The sequence below is a fragment of the Herminiimonas sp. Marseille-P9896 genome (genome assembly GCF_903993245.1).
GTDB lineage: Bacteria > Pseudomonadota > Gammaproteobacteria > Burkholderiales > Burkholderiaceae_D > Oxalicibacterium > Oxalicibacterium contaminans.
Map to the genome: position 1 here is coordinate 908,455 of NZ_CAJEVT010000003.1, position 20,703 is coordinate 929,157.

A 20,703-nucleotide genomic window follows, 5' to 3' on the forward strand; every position below is an offset into this window, starting at 1 on the left:
ACGCGAAGTGGTGAATGGGGCTCAGGCCTGATCTGGCTGGTAGCACCAGTGCCAGGGTTCGTAGATGAATCCCAACTGGTTATCGCGCGGATATGAGAGCGTAAAGCCGAAGCGACCGGCGTGGGTACAGAGCCAGCGATAGGCTTCCGTGTCATGGAATTCTTCTTCTGTCGCCATGCAGCCTGGGGTGTTGATATCGATTGCGCGACCGGTGTGATGCTCGCTGTAGCCGGGTGGCGCGCTCAGGGTCAGGATCTTTTCCATCGGCATATAGCGTTCCAGTTTGTACTGGATGATTTCTATCTGCCGTTCTATCGAGCGAAACGCGGACACGACTTCCAGCACCACGCCATCATCTGCCGCCGCCTGTTTCATCGCATGCCAGGCCGTTGCCGTGGCTGGGGTCATCTGGAATTCACGGCCGTTGGCATCGACTTCCGCCACCGTCAGTTCTTCCGCTTCCGCGTAGAAGGGCAGTTTTTTCTCGGCAATCAGTTCCAGCGAAATACCTAGCTTGTCCAACTCCTGATGGATGCGTTCCTGATAGCTGGCAGATGTGAATTCGTGTTTCATGCGTGTACGGGTGTGTGCAAGTGAGGGCTTAAGGAGTGAGACCGAGTTCAGCCGTCAAGGTTTGCGGCGGACGACCATGTTTTTCCGCATACATGGCCTGGTCTGCGTATTTCAATAGTTGCTCTTCGTTATCGCCGTGATCCGGATAGTGCGCGATGCCTATGCTGGGGACGATGCTGAGGCTGTGTTTGTCTATGCTGATGGGCGGACGCAAGGCGTCGCGAATTTTTTCCTTTACCAGCGCCGCATGTTCCGGCAACGGGATAGGCTGCAGCAGGATAACGAATTCATCGCCGCCCACGCGCGCCACCGTATCTGATTCGCGCAGGCACTGTTTCAGGCGTCGTGCGACTTCCTGCAGCAAGCGGTCACCGACCTGATGGCCGAGGGTATCGTTGACTTGCTTGAACTTGTCCAGATCCAGGAACAGCATTGATAAATGGCCGCGTTCACGCCGTGCTTTCAGCAAGGCGACATTCAGTCGGTCGTACAGTAGCGCACGGTTGGGCAGCGCGGTGAGCTGATCGTACTGCGCCATGTATTGCAGCCTGGCCTGCATTTGCTGACGTTCGATAGCGGTGGCGATCTGGGTTGAGACAAATTGCAGTAATTCCTGATCCTGTTCGTTATAACGGGCTCCGCCCGGATAGCTCTTGCAGGCCAGCACGCCTATGGTGCCTTTCTGTGACTTGAGCGGGACGCCGAGCCAGCACAGCGGTACGTTATGGGACGGGATTTGCTGTTCGGTCAGGTAATCCTGCATGTTTTCGGATGTCAGCAACAAGGGCTGGCCGTTCAGGATGACTTCTTCGCACAGTGCGCTGACCGGAATGCAGGTCTCGGACATCGTGTCGATGTGATAAGGAAAGCTGAGTTTATTGCTTTCCTGGTCGTAGAGCGCGACGGTAAAGTTATCGACTGCCAGCAGCGTGCCTATGATCTGGTGGATGTTCCGGAACAGGGTGGGCAGGTCTTCAGCGGTCGAGGTCGCCTCGGAAATCGCGTACAGCACGGCTTGCTTGGACTCGGCACGTTTGCGTTGTGTCACATCGCGTGCAATGCCTATCCTGACCTGGTCCGGTGGTGACCAGCGTGTCGACCACATAATGTAGGCAATTTGACCATCTTTGCGGATGTAGCGATTTTCGAAATTCAATTGCGGCTGACCGGCCATCACTTGCTGCACCGACTGTCGGGTGCGTTCCCTGTCTTGCGGCACCATCATGTCAAACATGACCCGACCTAGCATTTCTTGTGGTGTGTAACCAAAAATTCGTTCGCAGGCAGCGCTGGCAAAGAGGACACGACCGTCGACATCGACCGCAAAGACTGCATCTATCAAAAGGTCGATGAAACTGGCTGGCAGTGTGTAAGGCTTCGTTTCCATCTGAGGAAAGCTAATTCAAGGTAATGCTGTCAGTATGCCCGGATATTGGAAAAAATGGCGTACTAGCTGCATGCCTGTATGAATTCATCACATCATTTAAATGTATGGCGACAGACGATGCTGGCCGCGATCAGATATTTTGGTTGTCTGAGCTGATAAACGAATAGCGGTCTATATCGGTACGCAATTGCCAGCCCTGGCTGCGCCAGTAAGCAGCACCGATTTCATTCCCCTTGAGTACATCGATATGCGATTTATGGATACCGATCTCTTGCAGCGCGGCCAGGCAGCGCTCGACCAGCGCGTTGGCTATGCCCAGTCTGCGATGTCCGGGATGCACCAGCAAGTGCTGCAAATAGCCGCGCCGTCCGTCATGGCCGCTCATGATGCAGCCGACGATATTGTCACCGGATAGTGCGACCAAGCTGTGGCCGGGATTGCGTGCCAGATAGCGCGCGATGTTTTCCCGTGAGTCGGCATCGCGCAGGCTGATGCCGGGTGTTTGCTGCATCAGGGTCATGACCGCGTCGTAGTCATCGATGGTCATCGGGCGTAGGGAAAACATAGTCAGAGTTTAGTTATTGCGATGAAATTGGATAGTTGTGTGATGTAGAAGGTAACGGGGCAATCCCAGCAGTTGAAATCGTTTGAAATCTTCTCTTATCGATCTAGTTATGGCATATAAGTATTATTTTTAATTGAACTAGCTGACCGAAAAAGGCGACGCATTGAGAAATAACTCTAAATTAGCAGCAGTGTATTTCCTTAATTTTTTGCCACACGATGATCGCGGTATTGTCAGACGACATGTTGAGGATCTCGAAGGCCTGAGAGTTATGGCGCAAACTAATGTCGAATTAAAAGAAGTCTACATAGAAAATCGACTGACTTTAAATCAATTTTTGATTCAAGTTATTTTAGAGAGTACCAAACATGAAGAAGGCCATGTGGTTTTTCATATTGATGCACACTCCGACAATAATGGTATTGAAGTTAATGCGAAAATGATTGGCTGGAGCGAGTTTTTTGCACTGTTGCGACCGGTCAATATCGCTTTGCGCGGCCGACTGTCTTTGCATTTGGCTGCTTGCCGGGCCGCCTGGTCGATTATGTCATTGGATATTACTAAGCCGACGCCTTTTCTTGGAATTATCGCTCCAGAGGTTGTCTTGAGCGCCGAAGACAGCATTGAAATTTATCGTCCGTTTTATCATTCCATCTTTGTAACGAGAAATTTCGGTGCGGCAGTGAAAGCTTTGCGACGAGAAGCCGAGAAGCGCAAAATAAGAATTTATACAAGTACAGCCGGACGTCTTTTTTTAGACGGTATTGATGGATATCTTGAGAATCAAGCAAGAGGGCGCGGGCGACAAGATCGACTTGAGAATATGGTGTCAAAACTAAATGAAGCAGGTTTAGACGGCGTAGCAATGCGCAAAGACGTTCGGGCGTTTCTGTGGGGTGATCAAAGGCCGCATATAAGAGACGCATGGAGGATATTTACGTTGATTGACCAGTATCCAGAATTAGAGAGCGAAGTGAAGCAAGCTACGCCACCTAAATTGCTTTCATATGTATCTGTACAGGGAGATTCCGTTTTTAGTAAGGTGCAGTAGTACGTAATATTTTCACTTGGCCTGATCAAGTCAGTATTGACGCGACAAAGATATTTATCGAAATTCCGGCACATATCAGCCAGATAAGTAGTATTGCACCCAGCATTAGCGGTTTGATACCTGCCTTGCGGATCACGGAAACATGAGTGCCGAGTCCGAGGCCAGCCATCGCCATCGCGAGCAGCACGGTATCGAGGGTAGTCAACTGATGCACGATCACTGGTGGCAATACGGCGAGGGAATTCAAGCCGGCGACAGCGACGAAGCAGAGTGCAAACCACGGTATCGTGATGCGCATGCGCTGGCCTGCAACGAGCGTGGATGAGCGACGCGCCAGCCACAACGTAAGTATGAGCAGGAAGGGAGCCAGCATCATGACGCGCACCATCTTCGCAATCACCGCAGTATTGGCCGCTGCCTCACTGACGGCGCGTCCGGCGGCGACGACTTGTGCCACTTCATGGATGGTCGAGCCGGCGAATACGCCGTAACTGGATGGCGTCATGGTGATCAGCTGATAGTCGGCATTGAGGTGATACAAGGCCGGGTAGAGGAAGATGGCCAGCGTGCCGAACACGACTACCGTCGCAACTGCCACCGTCACTTGCTCGGCACGACCACGCACCACCGGCTCCGTCGCCATCACAGCGGCAGCACCGCAGATCGAACTGCCAGCACCGATCAGCAAGGCTGTTTGGCGTTCCAGTCCGAATACCCGGGTGCCCAGTACATAGGCCAGTCCAAAGGTACTGCTCAACACCATCGCATCGATCACCACGCCCGACCAGCCGACGTTGGCGATGTCCTGGAAGGTAAGACGCAGGCCATACAGGATGATGCCCAGGCGCAGTAGCTTGGCCTTGGAAAACTGCACGCCAGCCGCGCTAGCTGGCGCTATGCGCGGGTACACGGTATTGCCGACCAGGATGCCGAGCACAATTGCCAGCGTCAGTGCGCTAATGCCGTTTGCCTGCAGGACTTCAATATTTCCCAGCGCAATTGCAAGCACGGCAATGACGCCGGTCAGCGCCAGGCCAGGCAGTAATTGCTGCCATTGCCCACCTGAGGATGTGGCGCGCTCCAGTTTGACGCTACTTGGGGCGGTAGATGGTGATGTGGGTATGCTGGACATAGGCTCTCCGTTACAGCAGGTGCTAAGAATATGGAGTCAGTGTAGGGGCTGAAAAATTATTTGAGAAACGGCTTGTTTATCTATAACCTAACTGTTAAACAGGTAGATGGATGCAAGCTATGCGACTCACGTTACGACAACTCCAGATATTTACTGCGGTGGCTGACACCGGCAGCACTACGGCCGCCGGCCTGCGCGTGGCGCTCTCGCAGTCGGCGACCAGCGGTGCATTGAATGAACTCGAAAGCCTGCTCGGTGCGCAATTATTCGATCGCATAGGCAAGCGTCTCTTGCTCAATGACAGTGGTCGCGCCTTGTTGCCGCAAGCGCGTGCCGTGCTTGAGTCGGCGCAGGAGATAGAAGAACAGTTCGGCATCGGTTCCTCGTCCGCAGGCTCTGGCATACTCACGACCCGCTTGCGTGTGGGTGCGAGTACGACGATAGGGAATTACCTGTTGCCCGGACTGGTGGCCAGTTACCAACGAACCTGGCCGCAGGCAGGCATAGATGTACAGATAGGGAATACGCGTGAAGCGGCACTTGCGGTCACGCGACTGGAAGTCGATATAGCTTTGATCGAAGGGCCGTGCCATGAAGCAGACCTGAAGGTTTATCCGTGGCTGGAAGATGAGCTGGTGATTGTTTGTGCTCCTGATCATCCTTTGCGACAGAATGCTACTAACCGGCGTGTGAATATCAAGGCCTTGAGCAAGGCGCGCTGGTTGTTGCGCGAATCCGGCTCGGGCACGCGCGAGGCGGTCGAACATGCCTTATTGCCCCATCTGTATCACTTCGACAGTGAAATGCAGCCCGGCAGTACCGAAGCCATCAAGCAAGCAGCGGCGGAAGGCATGGGTCTGGCTTGCCTGTCAGCGTGTGCGGTGCAGGATCTGGTCACCCTGGGACGGCTGGTCATCCTGGATACGACACTGCCGCGCCTCACGCGCCGTTTCTACCTGATCCATCACCGCCGGAAACGTTTCTCGGCCAACCTTGAGCGCTTCATTGCGCACTGCGCGCCACCTGCTGATCCAGGCTGACGGGTAGACATCCGATGGCTTGCAGGCATACGTGGTGACGTGATGTAACTATGCGTGTGCAGCAGCGTATTGCTCCAGCTCCATCTCCAGTTTTTTCTTTTCAGTGACGCTGATGAAACTGGCGGCGATGCCATTGCGTGCCAGTTGTACAATTTCCTCACGGCTTAGTGCCAGCGCCGACGCTACTGCCAGGTAATTGGCATTCATATAGCCGCCGAAATAAGCCGGATCATCCGAATTCACAGTGACGGCGACACCAGCACGCAGCAGGCGCGCCAGATTGTGCTGCACCATGTCATCCACCACGCATAGTTTCAGATTCGAGAGCGGGCATACGGTCAGCGGCATGCGCAGTGCGATCAGGCGTTCTATCAATGCCGGATCTTCTTCACTGCGTACACCATGATCGACACGTTCTACCTGCAGCAGGTCGAGCGCATCGCTGACATAGGCAGCAGGGCCTTCTTCTCCGGCATGGGCAACGACGCGGAAACCGAGCTCGCGGCAACGGGCGAAGACGCGCTGGAATTTTTCAGGTGGATTGCCGCGCTCCGACGAATCAAGACCGATGCCGGTCCATAAATCGGCGTATTCCTTGCGCAGCGGCAGCGCCTGCTCCAGGGTGACGAAGGCATCCTGTTCCGACAGATGGCGCAGGAAAGACATAATCATCACGCTGGTAAAACCGTGCTCATCGCGCGCCTGACGTAGCGCGCGTGCAATCCCGGCAAATACGACTTCTATGGCGATACCGCGTTCGGTATGTGTTTGCGGATCGAAGAAAATCTCTGCATGCCTGACCTGATCGGCACGCGCCTGCGCAATATAGGCGGCGGTCATGTCGTAGAAATCCTGTTCGGTGCGCAAGACGTTGGCGCCGGCATAGTAGAGGTCGAGGAATGATTGCAGGTCGGTGAAAGCATAAGCTGCGCGCAGGCTTTCGACGCTATCGTAGGGCAGCGCGATCTTGTTACGCTGGGCCAGCGCAAACAGCAATTCAGGTTCCAGTGTGCCTTCTATATGCAAATGCAATTCGGTCTTGGGCAAGCCTTCGATGAAGGAGCGCATGGCATCGGTGAGAGGAACGGTGGCTGGTGTGTTCATGGCGACGTAAGCTTCCGGGATGAGTGATCTGATGCCTGATCTTACCTGATGTCAGATGGCATTCGGCTAATGCTGCAGCTATATCATGATTGCGGTTTGCGTATGTTTGCTATTTCCTCCTTCACATAGTGTATGAATGCGCTTACTTCCGGCATGCGTCCGGGGAGTTCGTCTGCAGCCGTGCCGAGGTAGGCTGCCTGCGCAGTTTGCAAGAGGTCTTTGTGCTCATCCGGTACGCGTTGCAACACCCAGGCCAACGCGACATCCTTGGGAACGATGCCGCCCGCAACCAGGCTGTACCAGATGCGGCAGAGCGCGAGTACGACGGTTTGTTCGTCGCCTAACCAGTCTTCTTCCTCATTCCATTGCGCAACGGTGTCGGCCAGCGCCTGCGCAAAATCCGTCTCGGGTACCGGATCGAAGTATTCGTCTGCGGGGATGCCGTGCAGGCAGATGCTGTGGCGTCGTGCCTTGGTCAGCAGGATTGCCAGGTCAGGGTCGGGTATCGCGGGTTCGAAGATGCCAGCTTGCAGGTCTGTGCGCAGCCATTCACCAAATTGCAACTCGCGACGCGGCGGATAGCGCCACGGTACCACCTGGTCGCGTGCCAGCAGCGTCACTTCGAGTGCGCGCAATGACGGATCACTGCCAGGCCAGGCTGAGACATGCAACAGATCCAGCATCAGCAGGCGGCGCGCATCTTCGCTCAATGGAAGGCCGACGCTAACCAGCAAATCAATATCGCTGCGTGGTTTCAGCCCGCCATCGACAGCGGAACCAAACAAATGTATCGCCTGCAAATTGGCGCCGAGATGGCGTTCCAGCATGGTGCGTACCTGGGCTAGCTGGGCGGCGATTTCTTGCGGAGGTGAATTATTCATAGCGGCTAATCTTAAATTAAAAACGCGCATGCTTGAATGATGGAGTGTTCATTCAATTTTGTGGCGAAGTAGCGAACTGCGTTATGATGCGTGCCAAAGAATAGTTTCAAAAAACAGGTTTTAGCTTAGAGGTGACTAGTGAAATTCAAGATGAATCAAAATTCGATCTTTGCCATGCTGCTGCGCTCGCCGTGGTGGATTAGTGCAGGGATCGCCTTATTTATTGCTCTTATCGCAGCAGCCGTCGTACCCCGTCCTTACGTCATCTACGGCATCTTCACCGGCTTCCCATTCATAGTGATCAGCGTGATCGCCTTGCGTCGGCAATGGGGTAAGCCCAGCGCGACGCGTGCTGCCGAGATCCTGCAAGCTGTCCGTGCCATGTCGTGGCGCGATTTTTCGGTGGAGATTGAAAACGCCTTGAAGCGTGACGGTTTTGAAGTCACGCGCATCAATTTGCCGGATGCAGATTTCTCCATCACCAGTGAAGGGCGTACGGCACTGGTCAGCTGCAAGCGCTGGAAAGCAGCCAGCACAGGTATTGAAGTCTTGCGTGATTTGCAAAAGGCGCGGGAAGACAAGGCTGCACACGATGCCTTTTATATTACTTCCGGCGGCTTCACGCAGAACGCGATGCAATTCGCAGTCGAAAACAAGATGCGCCTGGTACATGGCGAAGGCCTGGCCAAGTTACTGCGCAAGATGAAGACTGAGCCCGTAAAGTAAGCTTGCGCGCTTGATCGGCGAGGCATTCCCCATGCTTTGTCTGCTAAGAAACCCGGCCATGTGCCGGGTTTTTGCATTTTTGGCCAGTCCAAGCAAATACATCATATTGTGATATTATTTGCGACTTCTGTCTTTTGATGCCAGATGCCGCCTGGCACATATCTTCTTATGAGCAGCTCCGCACCACTGGAACAAGCCGACTTCGAGGCCTTGTCCGAATTCCGTTATCAATTACGTCGCTTCCTCCGGTTCAGTGAAGACGCTGCCCAGAGCGCCGGGCTGACGCCTTTGCACTATCTGGTGTTGCTGCACATCAAGGGTTTCCCCGGGCAGGATTGGGCGACGGTAGGGCAGTTGGCCGAACGTTTACAGATGCAACATCATGGCGCAGTGGCGCTGGTGTCGCGTTGCGAAAAAGCCGGGCTGGTGACGCGTAGTCCCGGTGTACACGATAAGCGCCAGGTCTGTGTGCGCCTGACCGCACTCGGAGAAAAGAATCTGCGCCATCTGGCCGAGCTGCACAGGAATGAACTGCGCTCGCTGTCGAATGTATTCAAGGTGGCGCGCATTTCAGCATTCAACGATAGCGAAGGCGGGGCATGAGCATGCACAAGACTAACAGTAGCCATCAGCGCGATTTTTCGCTGGATAAACGCATACTCTTGTTGTGTGCGATCGCCGTAGTGATCGGTGTGATCAGTACCGTCGCTGCCTATGTGTTGCTCAATGCGATACATTTCTTCACTAATCTTTTTTTCTTCCAGACCTTGTCATTTGCAGACCGGTCTCCGGCTAACCATACGCTGGGAGCGTGGGTGATTGCCTTGCCGGTCATCGGTGGCCTGATCGCAGGGCTGATCGCGCGCTATGGCTCGGACAAGGTGCGCGGTCACGGCATCCCGGAAGCGATAGAAGCGATCCTGTTTCGCAAGAGCCAGATGTCGCCCAAGGTGGCAGTGCTTAAGCCTTTGACTTCCGGCATCGTGATCGGCAGTGGTGGCCCGTTCGGCGCGGAAGGTCCTATCATCATGACGGGTGGTGCGATCGGTTCGCTGATTGCGCAAAACTTTTCCATTAGTGCCGCCGAGCGCAAGACTTTACTGGTGGCTGGTGCCACAGCTGGGATGACGGCCGTATTTGGCACGCCGGTAGCGGCAGTGTTGCTGGCAGTGGAGTTGTTGCTGTTTGAATGGCGGCCGCGTAGTTTGTTGCCGGTGATACTGGCTTGTGCGGTGGCGGCTTTCTGTCGTCCCTTGTTGCTGGATTCGGGGCCTTTGTTCCCATTGCATACGGCACCGGTCGGCATGGCGGCATTTGCGATTTGCATCGTGGCTGGTTTGTTGAGCGGCATGCTGTCGGCCAGTATGTCGCTGGCCTTGTATCGCGTTGAAGACTGGTTCGGCAAGCTGCCGGTGCACTGGATGTGGTGGCCTGCGATCGGTGGATTGGTAGTTGGCATTGGCGGTTACTTCCAGCCGCGTGCGCTAGGTGTAGGCTATGACGTGATTTCAGACCTGCTGAATAATCACATCGCGCTGTCTATGGCCTTGTCATTGTTGCTGGTCAAGGCGGTGATCTGGGTGGTGGCACTGGGTTCGGGTACGTCCGGCGGCGTGCTGGCTCCTTTGCTGATGCTGGGTGCCGGATTGGGCGCAGTGATTGCGCATCTATTCCCCGGCAGCGATCCGACTTTGTGGCCTTTGGTATGTATGGCGGCGGTGCTGGCTGGCGTGTTGGGGGCGCCGTTGACAGCTGCTATCTTTGCGCTGGGGCTGACCGGGGATTTCAATGCCTTGCTGCCTTTGTTGCTGGCTACCGGCGTGTCGTATGGCTTCACGGTGTTGCTGATGAAGCGCTCCATCATGACGGAGAAAATCGCGCGTCGCGGTTTGCATATTTATCGCGAGTACAGCGTCGACCCGCAGGAGCGGGCTTTTGTCAGTGAAGTGATGACGAAGGAGCCTATGAGCATAGACGCGCATCTGACTTTGCACGAAGCTGCACAGCAGTACTTTGGCAGTGAGCAGAAGCATCGTAGCTTCCCGGTCGTCGATACGCACGGTACTTTGCTGGGCATGCTGGAGCGCGATAATTTATTGCATCACATCGCCTTGCATGGTGGCGATCAGCAATTGGTGAACATACTGGATGCCGCGCATTTGTCGCTGGCCTTGCCGACCGAGACTTGCCAGGTAGTGGGGCGGCGCATGGCGATCCAGCATGTGGAGCGTCTGCCGGTGGTGGCGGATAAGGAGTCGCGACGCTTGCTCGGCATTATCAGTCGCAGCGATTTGCTCAAACCTGCACATACGGTATTCCATGAAGAACACGTACGCGAGCGTCTGTTCCGTTCATCCTGACATTCGTAGGAAAAATTCGCCGGCAAAGAAAAACGGCAAGCAGTGTAAAGCTGCTTGCCGTTTATTATTGAGCGATGCGGTTTGTGTTAACCCTTGCTGGCATCCTTTTCCTGCAACGCCTTTTCCAGCTCGGCAATGCGCAGGCGTTGCGCACGGTCATTCGCCTGACGCTCGGTGATGTCGCGTGCGACTGCCAGTGCACCCAGGATTTTGCCGTCGTCATCCTTTACGAAACCAAAACTCATATCGACGTAAATACGAGTGCCGTCCTTGTGCATGGAGCGGGTGGTCAGTACTTTGTCTGCATATTTCATCTGGCCGGACGACATGGCATGGTTAAAGCCATTGTTATGGCCTTGCAGCAGTTGTTCCGGAATGATGATGTCGAGTGGACCACCGATGACGTCTTCTGCCTGGTGGCCGAAGATGCGTTCTGCACCGCTGTTCCAGATCTGAATAAAACCTTGTTGATCGGCAAAGATGATGGCGTCGGGGGCCTGGTCTACGATGGCTTTGGATAAGGCCAGATTGACAGCTTCATTGGTGGTTTGCATTGCTTCTCCTCGTTGGCGGCTGCGGCTATAGGCTATACGGAATCAGGGTTTGATGTATTCGCTGGTCAGGCTGTGTTCGTACAGTGCAGCGATCATATCGGTTTGTGAAATCATGCCGACCAGACGACCACGTTCATCGATCACTGGTACCTGGTGCAATTCGGAATCTGACATCAGTGGCACCAGATCCAGGATGGATTGGTTTTCATCTGCGGTCATGACTTCCTTGGTCATGATTTGTCCGACCACTTCATGTTTCTCGGTATGACTCAGCATGGACGGTGTTATCAGGTGTTTCAGGCGATCGGCCAGACCTTCATGCGGTTCGATGACTGCATGCTTGAGGAAGTCGGCCTTGGTCACGATACCGATGACGTGGCGACCACGATCTATCACAGGCAATGCGGTCAGGTCATGTTCCTGCAGGATGGTCCAGGCTTCGGCCAGCGTGGTGCCGAATTCTGCGGTCACTACGTCCTTGGACATCACTGCCGAGCAAACGGTTTCACCGAGACGACGACGATAGGCTTGCATCTCGGTTTGCAGCATGATGGCTTCGAGGTCGTCACGGCTGATATCGAGCACCTGGTTGTAGCGCGTCAGGACGGCATCCAGATCGGCCGGTGCGATGCCTATGCGTTCGGTCGGGGCGACGTCTTTGGTGTTGTGCTTGTTGGCATTGTCAGGCGGCAAGGGGCGATGCGGATAACGGCGACCGGTAGCGTTGTTATAGAACAGAGCGGTGATCAGCAGCAAGGCGGAGTTGAGTGCGACCGGAATCAATACGAAGTTATAGCCCATCGCATGCACGGCCGGGCCACCGAGCACTGCGGTGAGGGCGACTGCGCCACTAGGCGGATGGATGCAGCGTGCCGCGAACATGGCGCCGATAGCCAGCGCCGCAGCGACACCTGCGGCCAGGATGGGTTCGTCTATCATCTTGGCGCAGGTCACGCCTATGATGGCGGCCAGGATGTTGCCGCCCATAATGGACCACGGTTGTGCCAACGGGCTGGCGGGTACCGCGAACAGCAAGACCGACGACGCACCCATAGGGGCGATCAGCCAGGCTGCGTGGATATCTTTACCGAGGATGAAATAGCTACATAAACCGGTGAGGACGAGACCGAACAGGGCGCCGGCACAGGCGCGCATTTTTTCATATCGATCGACGGTACCGGGTGTAGGGAAGATGCGAGTGAACGACTTCCATGCCGATTGAACCATACTGCTCCTAGCTAAATTTCTTTTTACTGCATTACATCACAGCCTGCGACTGTAGTGCTGTTTTATAAACTTGTGTCGGCACATGTGCCCGGTATACCTTGCGTACCAGCAAGGCGGGAGGCAAGAATGGGCGTGCCCCATAAAGGTGAAAGTTTAAATATGTTGCATATGAAATGCAATATATATTGAAATTATTGTTTATATTCACCGTGTATATAGAGGGGGTGTGGCGGCAGGCATGAGCCGAAATGCAGCTTATTGGTTAAAAACATTCATCTCAATACCTGCGGGGAAGAAATAAAATAGCTGGCAGAAAAATCAAGAACCCAGTCTTTGCACACACCAATATAAATAGCGCTTCAACTACCTCGAGCGCCCACAAGGAGATCCACATGTCGGTCATTACCAATATCGAAGACTTGCGCGTACTGGCGCAGAAGCGTGTTCCCCGCATGTTTTACGATTATGCCGACTCCGGTTCCTGGACCGAATCCACCTACCGCGCCAATACCAGCGACTTCGCGCAAATGAAATTCCGTCAGCGCGTCGCGGTGAATATGGAAAACCGCACCCTCAAAACCCAAATGGTGGGGCAGGACGTGCATATGCCGGTGGCGATTGCGCCGACCGGCCTGACTGGCATGCAGCACGCCGATGGCGAGATCCTGGCGGCGCGTGCAGCGGAGAAGTTCGGCATCCCGTTCACACTGTCGACCATGAGTATTTGCTCGATCGAAGACATTGCGGCGCATACCAGCAAGCCATTCTGGTTCCAGCTCTATGTGATGAAAGACCGTCCTTTCATCGAGCGTCTGATCGAGCGTGCCAAAGTGGCGAAATGCTCGGCGCTGGTACTGACACTGGATTTGCAGATTCTGGGCCAACGTCACAAGGATTTGAAGAATGGTTTGTCAGCACCGCCTAAATTGACGATAGCCAACATTCTCAACATGATGACCAAGCCGCGCTGGTGCATGGGCATGCTGGGCACGCCCCGTCGCAATTTCGGCAACATCGTCGGTCATGCGAGCGATGTATCGGATATGTCTTCACTGTCGTCGTGGACGTCGCAGCAATTCGACCTCGCCTTGTCATGGAAAGACGTCGAATGGATCAAGCGCTGCTGGGGCGGCAAGCTCATCATCAAAGGCATCATGGATGCGGAAGATGCACGCCTGGCAGTAGAGAGCGGGGCGGATGCCATCATCGTCTCCAACCACGGTGGCCGTCAGCTCGACGGCGCGCTGTCCAGCATCGCTGCCTTGCCTTCCATCGTCGCAGCGGTAGGCGACCAGATCGAAGTGCATATGGATGGCGGCATACGCTCGGGACAGGACGTTATCAAGGCGCTGGCACTGGGTGCAAAAGGTACTTACATCGGTCGTTCCTTCCTGTATGGATTGGGGGCGATGGGTGAAGAGGGTGTGACCAAATGCTTGAAGATCATCGAAAACGAACTCGACCTGACGATGGCATTCTGCGGCCTGACCGACGTCAAGAAAGTCGACAAGCAAATCCTGATACCCGGTACTTACTGATAGTCGGATAGGCAAATTAAAAAGCGGTGCATCTTTTAACAGATGCACCGCTTTTTGTTTGAGTAGATTAAGCGCGTGGGCTGATACGACGTGCCAGCAACATCGCCATCGCCGGTGCCAGTGCAAAGCTGAAGAACAGCCAGATCACGGCAGATTGCGCACCCGCCACACCACCCGGTGAACTGATGCCAGCCGCATTCACCACCAGGCCGGCAATCGCTGCACCTATCGCCATACCGTACAACTGTACCGTCGTGATCGCAGCGGAAGCAGTGGATTCCTCGCCTTGCGGTGCAACTGTTAACACGCGTGTCACCAGATGCGGCCAGCCTATACCGACACCCGCACCCACGCCGGTCAGCGCAAGCGCACACAGTGCCATATGCCAGTGTGGCGACAATCCGAGTTTGAACGGCAGCAATATGCCCAGTGCCAGCAAACTAATGGTGCACAGCGCCGGGCCAGCACGCAGAAGCCGAGCCGCGCCGACATTGCCGTGCCCGGAAAATAGCAGCGAACCGACGCTCCAGCCCGCCGCCATCGCCGCCGTCAGGTAACCGGCAACAAGCGGCTCATGACCATGCAAGGTCTGCAGGAAGTAAGGTACAAAGATCTCAGTCATGATGCCGATCAACAGCAAGGCGATGCTTGCATAGATCGCACCGAGTGGCGTGCTCAATACCGTACCGCGCGTCGGCAACATATGGATGCTGGCACGGCGTTCGCAGAATATGGTCGCTACGCCGAGCAACAAACCGACGCCTACGCCGACGGCTTGCCACAACAATACTGGCGACAAGCTACCTGCAGCGATCGCCAATACGGAGAGGGTGAGTAAAAATATCTGCTGCAACGGTACCGGTGGTGTCGACGTACTGCGCGGTACTGTCGCCAGATTCTCCGGGCGCAATTGCACAGCGACCAATACTGACTGTGCGAGCGCAATCGGCAGCAAGGTCCAGAATGCCCAACGCCAATGCCCCGCTTGCGCAAACAAACCGCCGACCGCCGGTCCGCACAGGGTGGAGATACCCCACATGCCGGACACCAGCGCAATCGCGCGCGGCCATAAAGGTGCGGCAAACACGACGCGTATCAGCGCATAGCTGAGTGCCGCCAGCAAACCGCCACCCAGGCCTTGCACACTGCGTCCGGTCAGCATCATGGGCATGGAACTGGCCATCGCGCAGATGGCAGAACCGAGCGCGAACGTGATCAACGCTGAAAGATACGACCAGCGCGGGCCGAGTGCAGCCAGTACGCGTACCGAAAAGGATGCGCCGATGATGGAGGCAACCATGAAGAGGGTGGTATTCCATGCATACCAGTCGAGTCCGCCGATTTCATGCACAACGGACGGCAGCACGGTGGTGACGATGTGCACGTTAATCGCATGCAGTGCGACGCCGCCAGTTAAAGCCAGTGCGCGCAAACCATTTTGTCCGCGCAATAAAGCGCCCCAACTGGCAGTGGGGATGTGATTGTTACTCATTAATTCCTCGACACGATGGCTGTGACAGCCTAATATCCAAACATTGTCTTGGATATTAGGCTGGTCGCATGAATTATGCAAGTAATTACTTTGAAAATAAGGATGCCACGCATGAACGTATCCTTTTGTTCATCAAAACCAAGGGCCCGATCTCGACCGCGGATTTAGCGCTTGAACTGGAGATGACGCCAGAAGCCGCGCGTCAACAGGTGCAAAAACTGTTGATCGCCGGCCTGATCGCCGGACGTCAGGAAGCGGCGACAGGCGTCGGCCGCCCGCGCCAACGCTGGGTGCTGACCGAAGCTGGTTACGCCCGATTCCCTGATACTCATGCACAACTCACAGTGCAATTACTGGACACAGTACGTCACTTATTTGGCGAGGAAGGCCTGGAGCGCCTGATCAGCCAGCGTGAAGAAGAAACGCGCATCGTCTATCAGCGCGCCTGCAGCGGCAAAGGCCTGGCCGAACGCTTGCATAGCTTGGCCGAGGTTCGTAGTGCGGAAGGCTATATGGCGCGGGTAGAGCAGGACGGCGAGGATTGGTTGTTGATAGAAGATCATTGTCCGATCTGTGCGGCGGCGCGTACCTGCCAGGGATTTTGTCGCTCGGAATTACGTGTATTCCAGGAAATCGTAGGGAATGAGGCTACCGTCACGCGTGAGCAACACCTGTTGGCAGATGCCGGACGTTGCGTTTATCGGATAGTCGCGAAGTAAATCTGCTTTCCGATTGCGGCGCGACAGAATAAACTGCTGCTTCCAAATAAAATCCATCCGGCCTCCCGGGTCGACACATCATGCACACCGCTTCCAGCGCGCAGGACGAGCCCCATACACACTTGAGCGAGGAGCTCGAGCAGCGCATAGGGAACGACCTGTTCGATCATGGCTGGTCGCAGCAGGATGGATTTTTATCTGCGGACCTGAGCGCGGCACTAGCTGACGAGTGTCGCGCCTTAATCGCAGCCGGTGCGTTGAAAAAAGCGGGCATAGGTCGTGGCGGAGAACAAACGATACGACCGGATATCCGTGGCGACCACATCCTCTGGTTACGGCGAGGACAGTCTGCTGCCTGCGATCACTACCTGCAATTAATGGATCAGTTGCGCGTCGCCCTGAACCGCAGCTTCTTCCTCGGACTGGAAGACTACGAAAGCCACTTCGCCTTCTATCCACCCGGCACCTCCTACCAGACCCACCTCGATCGCTTTCGCGACGACGACAAGCGCACCATCTCAGCAGTGATTTACCTCAATGACGCATGGCTACCCGAACACGGCGGCGCATTGCGCATGCATCCGGAAGGCAAAGCTGCGGTAGAAGTATTGCCGCTGGCTGGTCGGCTTGCGCTGTTCCTGTCGGCTAGCATGCCGCATGAAGTGTTGCCGGCGACGCGGGATCGTTTGTCGTTGGCAGGGTGGTTCAGGCGGCGCTGCTGATGCTCATTCGTCAGGCGTTCTGTCTGCACGTACAGGGATGTCGCTTTTTGCCGGCGCAGCGAACCACATCGATTTCGGTACTATTTTTGCGTCGTCTGGATCTCCGAGGTAATGCGGCGACATGATTTGCACGCCGTACTCGTTAAACACATCCTGGATATTGGCATGTAGCTGGGCTAGTACTTCCGCACGCGGCCGGGGTTCGCTCGGGACTGCCTGGCACACCAGTTTGTATTCGGGATAGAAATCCGACAACGCTGTCTGGAATACCCTGGGTGGAGGCTCTGCGATGATGCCGCTGGTTTTGGCTGCGGCCTCCATCAGCATTGCTTCTACTTGTCGCCATGGCGTGTCGTAGCCTATCGTCACTACGGTATCGACGATGTATCCTTTTCCCACAACGGTGCGGGAGTAATTTTTAGTGACGGTGCTTAATACCAGGGCATTGGGCAAAGTCAGTTCCTCTCCCAACCCGGTACGTATCCTGGTCGTGAAGGTGCGCAGTTCGGTAACGGTGCCTTCGTGATCGTTGATGCGTACATACTCACCGATGCGCAAGGTGCGTGAATACATCAACACCAAACCGCTGGCAGCCTGTCCCAGCAGGCTGGCGCCACCAACACTCACCATCAGGCCAACCAATACCGACATGCCGCGGAAGGCATCACTTTGTGAACCGGGTAAGTATGGGTAAGCCATCACGATCGCAAACAACCATACACCGACACTAAAAATCCAGCGGGTCGGCTTTGCTGTGTCTCTGTCTATGCTGCCCAAATGTGCTGTTCCCGCTTCCAGTCTGTCAAAGAACGGAGCAAGCATACGTATGGTGGTGCGCGCCAACGCAAAAATGATGAGCGCGATTAATAAATTGGGTAAGGCATGGATGATGCTGCTGCCTATTTGCAAGGCTACGCCAATCAGATATTGGTTTAATTGTTCTCCCCACGGACGCGTGTAGGGAAACTGGCGTAAGGAAAAGCTTAACCACTCATAAGACATCAACAAGATGATCAGCCAGGCGATGATGCTGCCTGCACCTTGCGCCAGCATGCTGACGCGTTCCTCGGCCAACAGTCGGGCGCCGCCGAGTTGTATGTTGGCTGCACCCGATTGAAACATACGTGCGAGATGTCGCGATAGCCATTTGCGTATGCGAAACACCAGCCAAACCGCAAAGCAGAATATCAATGTCGCCAATACCCAATGGCCAAAGTTGCGCAACAGTCGCTTGCGATCCTGCGCCTCTTTCGCTTCCGCAATCACTTGTTCCAGGGCGGAGACGGTTTGTATTGTGATGGAATCCAGCGTCTCGCTGCGTACAGCATCAACATCGTTCGGCAACAGGATGAAAGCCAGTTTGCCGTCGACCAGCAACACATTTCCTTGCGGCTCGTGATTGACAGTGACTGTTCCTGTTTCAACGCTATTCAGAATTTCATTCAGTGTTTTCCGACTGCGTTCCGCACGGCTTGCCGGTGACACCCCGCGCAGAGACGAGCGAAAGGTGGCGACTTTGCGATTCAAGACTGTGACAGCTGCTTCTGTCGAAGTGGCATCGTCGCTTTGCTGTGTCTTCGTTTGAGACGAAGAGTCGGACTGTACTGCCTTGGGTAAAGAGGTATCGGTTTGCGCGCAAAGTGCAGGTGCGGCAAGGACGAACAGTATCGTAAAAAGACCAGGAATCATTAGTCGATACATGCAGGCTGTCATTGTGTCGCGAAACTCGATCATAAGGTTTCTGCCCGAGAAGAGTAATCACCAAACCTGCATGACAGGCTGCGGAGTATGCAACTGCGATATTGATCCTAAAGGTGAAAATGCGGACGCGTCAACACGTGTGCACCTAACTCTATGCAGTTTGCCCATCGAGACAATTTCGCATGCACCAAAGGGCAGGACATGGCTGCCAAAGGACAATTGACGCTCATTTTCTTTCGATCAAACATCAAATTCTTCGGGCGAACACTTTAATCGGTGTCGGTAAGACGAACGGCCGAAGTGTGTTCGTTACAGACGCATATTTTTGTGAGCAAACACTGATGTCCAATTAAATCTTATGGATGCGCTGCGCATTCTTTCATCTGAAAGGAAAGATCATGGCAAGCAAGAAGCCGAACATCCTCGTTATGTGGGGTGACGATATTGGTCAGTCGAATCTCAGTTGCTACACCCGGGGTGTGATGGGTTACCGTACCCCGAACATAGACCGCATAGCCAAAGAAGGCATGATCTTCACGGATTTTTATGCGGAACAAAGCTGTACCGCCGGCCGCGCATCATTTTTGACCGGGCAATGCGGCTTGCGTACCGGTTTGACAAAAGTGGGTTTGCCGGGCGCCGATCTCGGGCTGAAGGCGGAGGACATTACCGTCGCCGAAGCGCTCAAACCACTGGGCTATCGTACTGGCCAGTTCGGAAAAAATCACCTGGGCGATCGTGACGAGCATTTGCCTACGGTACATGGCTTTGATGAATTCTTTGGGAATCTGTATCACCTGAATGCAGAAGAAGAGCCTGAGGAAATCGATTATCCGAATGAAAAGGATTTTCCTAACTTTAAAAAGAAGTACGGCCCTCGCGGCGTGCTGCATTGCTGGGCCGATGGCAAAGGCGGTCAGAAAATTGAGAATACCGGAGCACTCACCAAAAAACGGATGGAAACCATAGACGATGAATTCCTGGCCGGTGCCAAGAAATTCATTAAAGCAGCGCATGATGCCGGCGAACCTTTCTTCGTCTGGTTCAATACTTCGCACATGCATGCATGGACCCATATCAAACCTGAAAGCCTGGGTCAATCCGGTCGCTGGCAATCGGAGTATCACGATGCCATGATCGACCACGATAAATGCATAGGTGAATTGCTTGATCTGCTGGATGAGCTTGGCATTGCAGACGACACCTTCGTGCAGTACAGCACCGATAATGGACCGCATATGAACACCTGGCCGGATGCCGGTACGACTCCTTACCGTAACGAAAAAAATTCGAGCTGGGAAGGCGCCTATCGCGTGCCATGCATGGTGCGTTATCCAAACAAAATTCCCGCCGGATCAGAGTCGAACGAGATCGTGAGCCATCAGGACTGGTTCCCCACCATACTGGCAATCGCCGGTGAGGCCGACATCACCGACAAGTTAAAAAAGGGCTACAAGATTGGAGAAAAAACCTTTAAGGTCCATCTCGATGGTTACAACCTGTTGCCCTATCTGACGGGCAAGGAAGCGAAGAGTCCGCGCAAGGGATTTATCTACTTCACGGATGACGGCGATGTCGCCGCCTTGCGCTATGACAACTGGAAAATGCTATTCCTGGAACAGCGTGTTCCCGGCACACTGAAAATCTGGCAGGAACCATTCGTCGTACTGCGCACACCATACATTTTCAATTTGCGTATGGACCCTTACGAGCGCGCACAAATTACGTCGAATACTTTCTACGACTGGATGTTCCGGCATATCTTCCTGCTGGTTCCGGCGCAGGCCATCGTTGCCGAATTCCTTGCCACTTTCAAGGAATTCCCGCCGCGCCAAAAAGCCGCCAGTTTCAGCCTGGACCAGGTGATCGCAAAAATGACCGATGCATCCAGCGGTAGCTAAAACTTTGTATGCAAGGTAGTGCAGGGTGCA

General features: G+C 54.6%; 19 protein-coding genes. 9 read left to right on the forward strand and 10 right to left on the reverse strand.

Features of this window, described 5'->3' with window-relative positions:
• Positions 1-21: 21 nt before the first annotated feature.
• The 3 genes from H7U06_RS14510 to H7U06_RS14520 form a co-directional block, all read right to left on the reverse strand.
• Complete coding sequence (locus tag H7U06_RS14510; protein WP_175626799.1) at positions 22-573, reverse strand: D-alanyl-D-alanine carboxypeptidase family protein; 552 nt, start codon at positions 571-573, stop codon at positions 22-24.
• A 28-nt stretch (positions 574-601) separates the two neighbouring features.
• The gene (locus tag H7U06_RS14515) at positions 602-1,960 is read right to left on the reverse strand and encodes a diguanylate cyclase domain-containing protein (protein WP_175626800.1); all 1,359 of its coding nucleotides are present in this window, start codon (positions 1,958-1,960) and stop codon (positions 602-604) included.
• A gap of 130 nt (positions 1,961-2,090) precedes the next feature.
• Positions 2,091-2,525, reverse strand: a complete 435-nt coding sequence (locus tag H7U06_RS14520) for a GNAT family N-acetyltransferase (protein WP_175626801.1) — start codon at positions 2,523-2,525, stop codon at positions 2,091-2,093.
• Between the two features lie 163 nt (positions 2,526-2,688).
• Here H7U06_RS14520 and H7U06_RS14525 point away from each other — a divergent pair, with 163 nt between their 5' ends.
• Positions 2,689-3,576, forward strand: a complete 888-nt coding sequence (locus tag H7U06_RS14525; protein WP_175626802.1) for a hypothetical protein — start codon at positions 2,689-2,691, stop codon at positions 3,574-3,576.
• 25 nt (positions 3,577-3,601) lie between these two features.
• Here the strand turns inward: H7U06_RS14525 and H7U06_RS14530 are convergent, their stop codons facing one another.
• Complete coding sequence (locus H7U06_RS14530; protein ID WP_175626803.1) at positions 3,602-4,708, reverse strand: YeiH family protein; 1,107 nt, start codon at positions 4,706-4,708, stop codon at positions 3,602-3,604.
• A gap of 119 nt (positions 4,709-4,827) precedes the next feature.
• Here H7U06_RS14530 and H7U06_RS14535 point away from each other — a divergent pair, with 119 nt between their 5' ends.
• Positions 4,828-5,748, forward strand: coding sequence for a LysR family transcriptional regulator (locus H7U06_RS14535; protein ID WP_175626804.1), 921 nt, complete (start codon positions 4,828-4,830; stop codon positions 5,746-5,748).
• A 48-nt stretch (positions 5,749-5,796) separates the two neighbouring features.
• Here H7U06_RS14535 and H7U06_RS14540 read toward each other — a convergent pair whose 3' ends face one another.
• Together H7U06_RS14540 and H7U06_RS14545 are read right to left on the reverse strand one after the other, a co-directional pair.
• Positions 5,797-6,852 carry an adenosine deaminase gene (locus tag H7U06_RS14540; RefSeq protein ID WP_175626805.1) on the reverse strand — a complete coding sequence of 352 codons (1,056 nt, stop codon included), beginning with the start codon at positions 6,850-6,852 and terminating at the stop codon, positions 5,797-5,799.
• Between the two features lie 83 nt (positions 6,853-6,935).
• Positions 6,936-7,733, reverse strand: a complete 798-nt coding sequence (locus H7U06_RS14545; RefSeq protein WP_175626806.1) for an AadA family aminoglycoside 3''-O-nucleotidyltransferase — start codon at positions 7,731-7,733, stop codon at positions 6,936-6,938.
• A 150-nt stretch (positions 7,734-7,883) separates the two neighbouring features.
• On the opposite strand from H7U06_RS14545, the gene H7U06_RS14550 reads away from it, so the two are divergent.
• The 3 genes from H7U06_RS14550 (at position 7,884) to H7U06_RS14560 (ending at position 10,819) form a co-directional block, all read left to right on the forward strand.
• Positions 7,884-8,459: a restriction endonuclease gene (locus H7U06_RS14550; protein WP_175626807.1), complete on the forward strand. Its 576-nt coding sequence runs from the start codon at positions 7,884-7,886 to the stop codon at positions 8,457-8,459.
• A gap of 168 nt (positions 8,460-8,627) precedes the next feature.
• Positions 8,628-9,062 carry a MarR family winged helix-turn-helix transcriptional regulator gene (locus tag H7U06_RS14555; RefSeq protein WP_175626808.1) on the forward strand — a complete coding sequence of 145 codons (435 nt, stop codon included), beginning with the start codon at positions 8,628-8,630 and terminating at the stop codon, positions 9,060-9,062.
• Between the two features lie 2 nt (positions 9,063-9,064).
• Positions 9,065-10,819 carry a chloride channel protein gene (locus H7U06_RS14560; RefSeq protein ID WP_175626809.1) on the forward strand — a complete coding sequence of 585 codons (1,755 nt, stop codon included), beginning with the start codon at positions 9,065-9,067 and terminating at the stop codon, positions 10,817-10,819.
• 86 nt (positions 10,820-10,905) lie between these two features.
• Here the strand turns inward: H7U06_RS14560 and H7U06_RS14565 are convergent, their stop codons facing one another.
• Positions 10,906-11,373, reverse strand: coding sequence for a PAS domain S-box protein (locus H7U06_RS14565; protein ID WP_175626810.1), 468 nt, complete (start codon positions 11,371-11,373; stop codon positions 10,906-10,908).
• A 42-nt stretch (positions 11,374-11,415) separates the two neighbouring features.
• Positions 11,416-12,600 (reverse strand): HPP family protein, encoded by a 1,185-nt coding sequence (locus H7U06_RS14570; RefSeq protein ID WP_175626811.1) that lies wholly within the window; start codon positions 12,598-12,600, stop codon positions 11,416-11,418.
• Between the two features lie 392 nt (positions 12,601-12,992).
• Between H7U06_RS14570 and H7U06_RS14575 the strand changes: the two genes are divergently transcribed.
• Positions 12,993-14,138: an alpha-hydroxy acid oxidase gene (locus H7U06_RS14575; RefSeq protein ID WP_175626812.1), complete on the forward strand. Its 1,146-nt coding sequence runs from the start codon at positions 12,993-12,995 to the stop codon at positions 14,136-14,138.
• 67 nt (positions 14,139-14,205) lie between these two features.
• On the opposite strand, the gene H7U06_RS14580 is transcribed toward H7U06_RS14575, so the two are convergent.
• Positions 14,206-15,630 carry an MFS transporter gene (locus tag H7U06_RS14580; RefSeq protein WP_175626813.1) on the reverse strand — a complete coding sequence of 475 codons (1,425 nt, stop codon included), beginning with the start codon at positions 15,628-15,630 and terminating at the stop codon, positions 14,206-14,208.
• Between the two features lie 68 nt (positions 15,631-15,698).
• On the opposite strand from H7U06_RS14580, the gene H7U06_RS14585 reads away from it, so the two are divergent.
• Both H7U06_RS14585 and H7U06_RS14590 read left to right on the forward strand, forming a co-directional pair.
• Positions 15,699-16,349, forward strand: a complete 651-nt coding sequence (locus H7U06_RS14585) for a metalloregulator ArsR/SmtB family transcription factor (protein ID WP_175626814.1) — start codon at positions 15,699-15,701, stop codon at positions 16,347-16,349.
• 80 nt (positions 16,350-16,429) lie between these two features.
• The gene (locus tag H7U06_RS14590) at positions 16,430-17,071 is read left to right on the forward strand and encodes a 2OG-Fe(II) oxygenase (protein ID WP_175626815.1); all 642 of its coding nucleotides are present in this window, start codon (positions 16,430-16,432) and stop codon (positions 17,069-17,071) included.
• A 3-nt stretch (positions 17,072-17,074) separates the two neighbouring features.
• On the opposite strand, the gene H7U06_RS14595 is transcribed toward H7U06_RS14590, so the two are convergent.
• Complete coding sequence (locus H7U06_RS14595; protein WP_254873250.1) at positions 17,075-18,760, reverse strand: mechanosensitive ion channel family protein; 1,686 nt, start codon at positions 18,758-18,760, stop codon at positions 17,075-17,077.
• Between the two features lie 410 nt (positions 18,761-19,170).
• Here H7U06_RS14595 and H7U06_RS14600 point away from each other — a divergent pair, with 410 nt between their 5' ends.
• Positions 19,171-20,673, forward strand: coding sequence for an arylsulfatase (locus H7U06_RS14600; RefSeq protein WP_175626817.1), 1,503 nt, complete (start codon positions 19,171-19,173; stop codon positions 20,671-20,673).
• Positions 20,674-20,703: the final 30 nt, after the last annotated feature.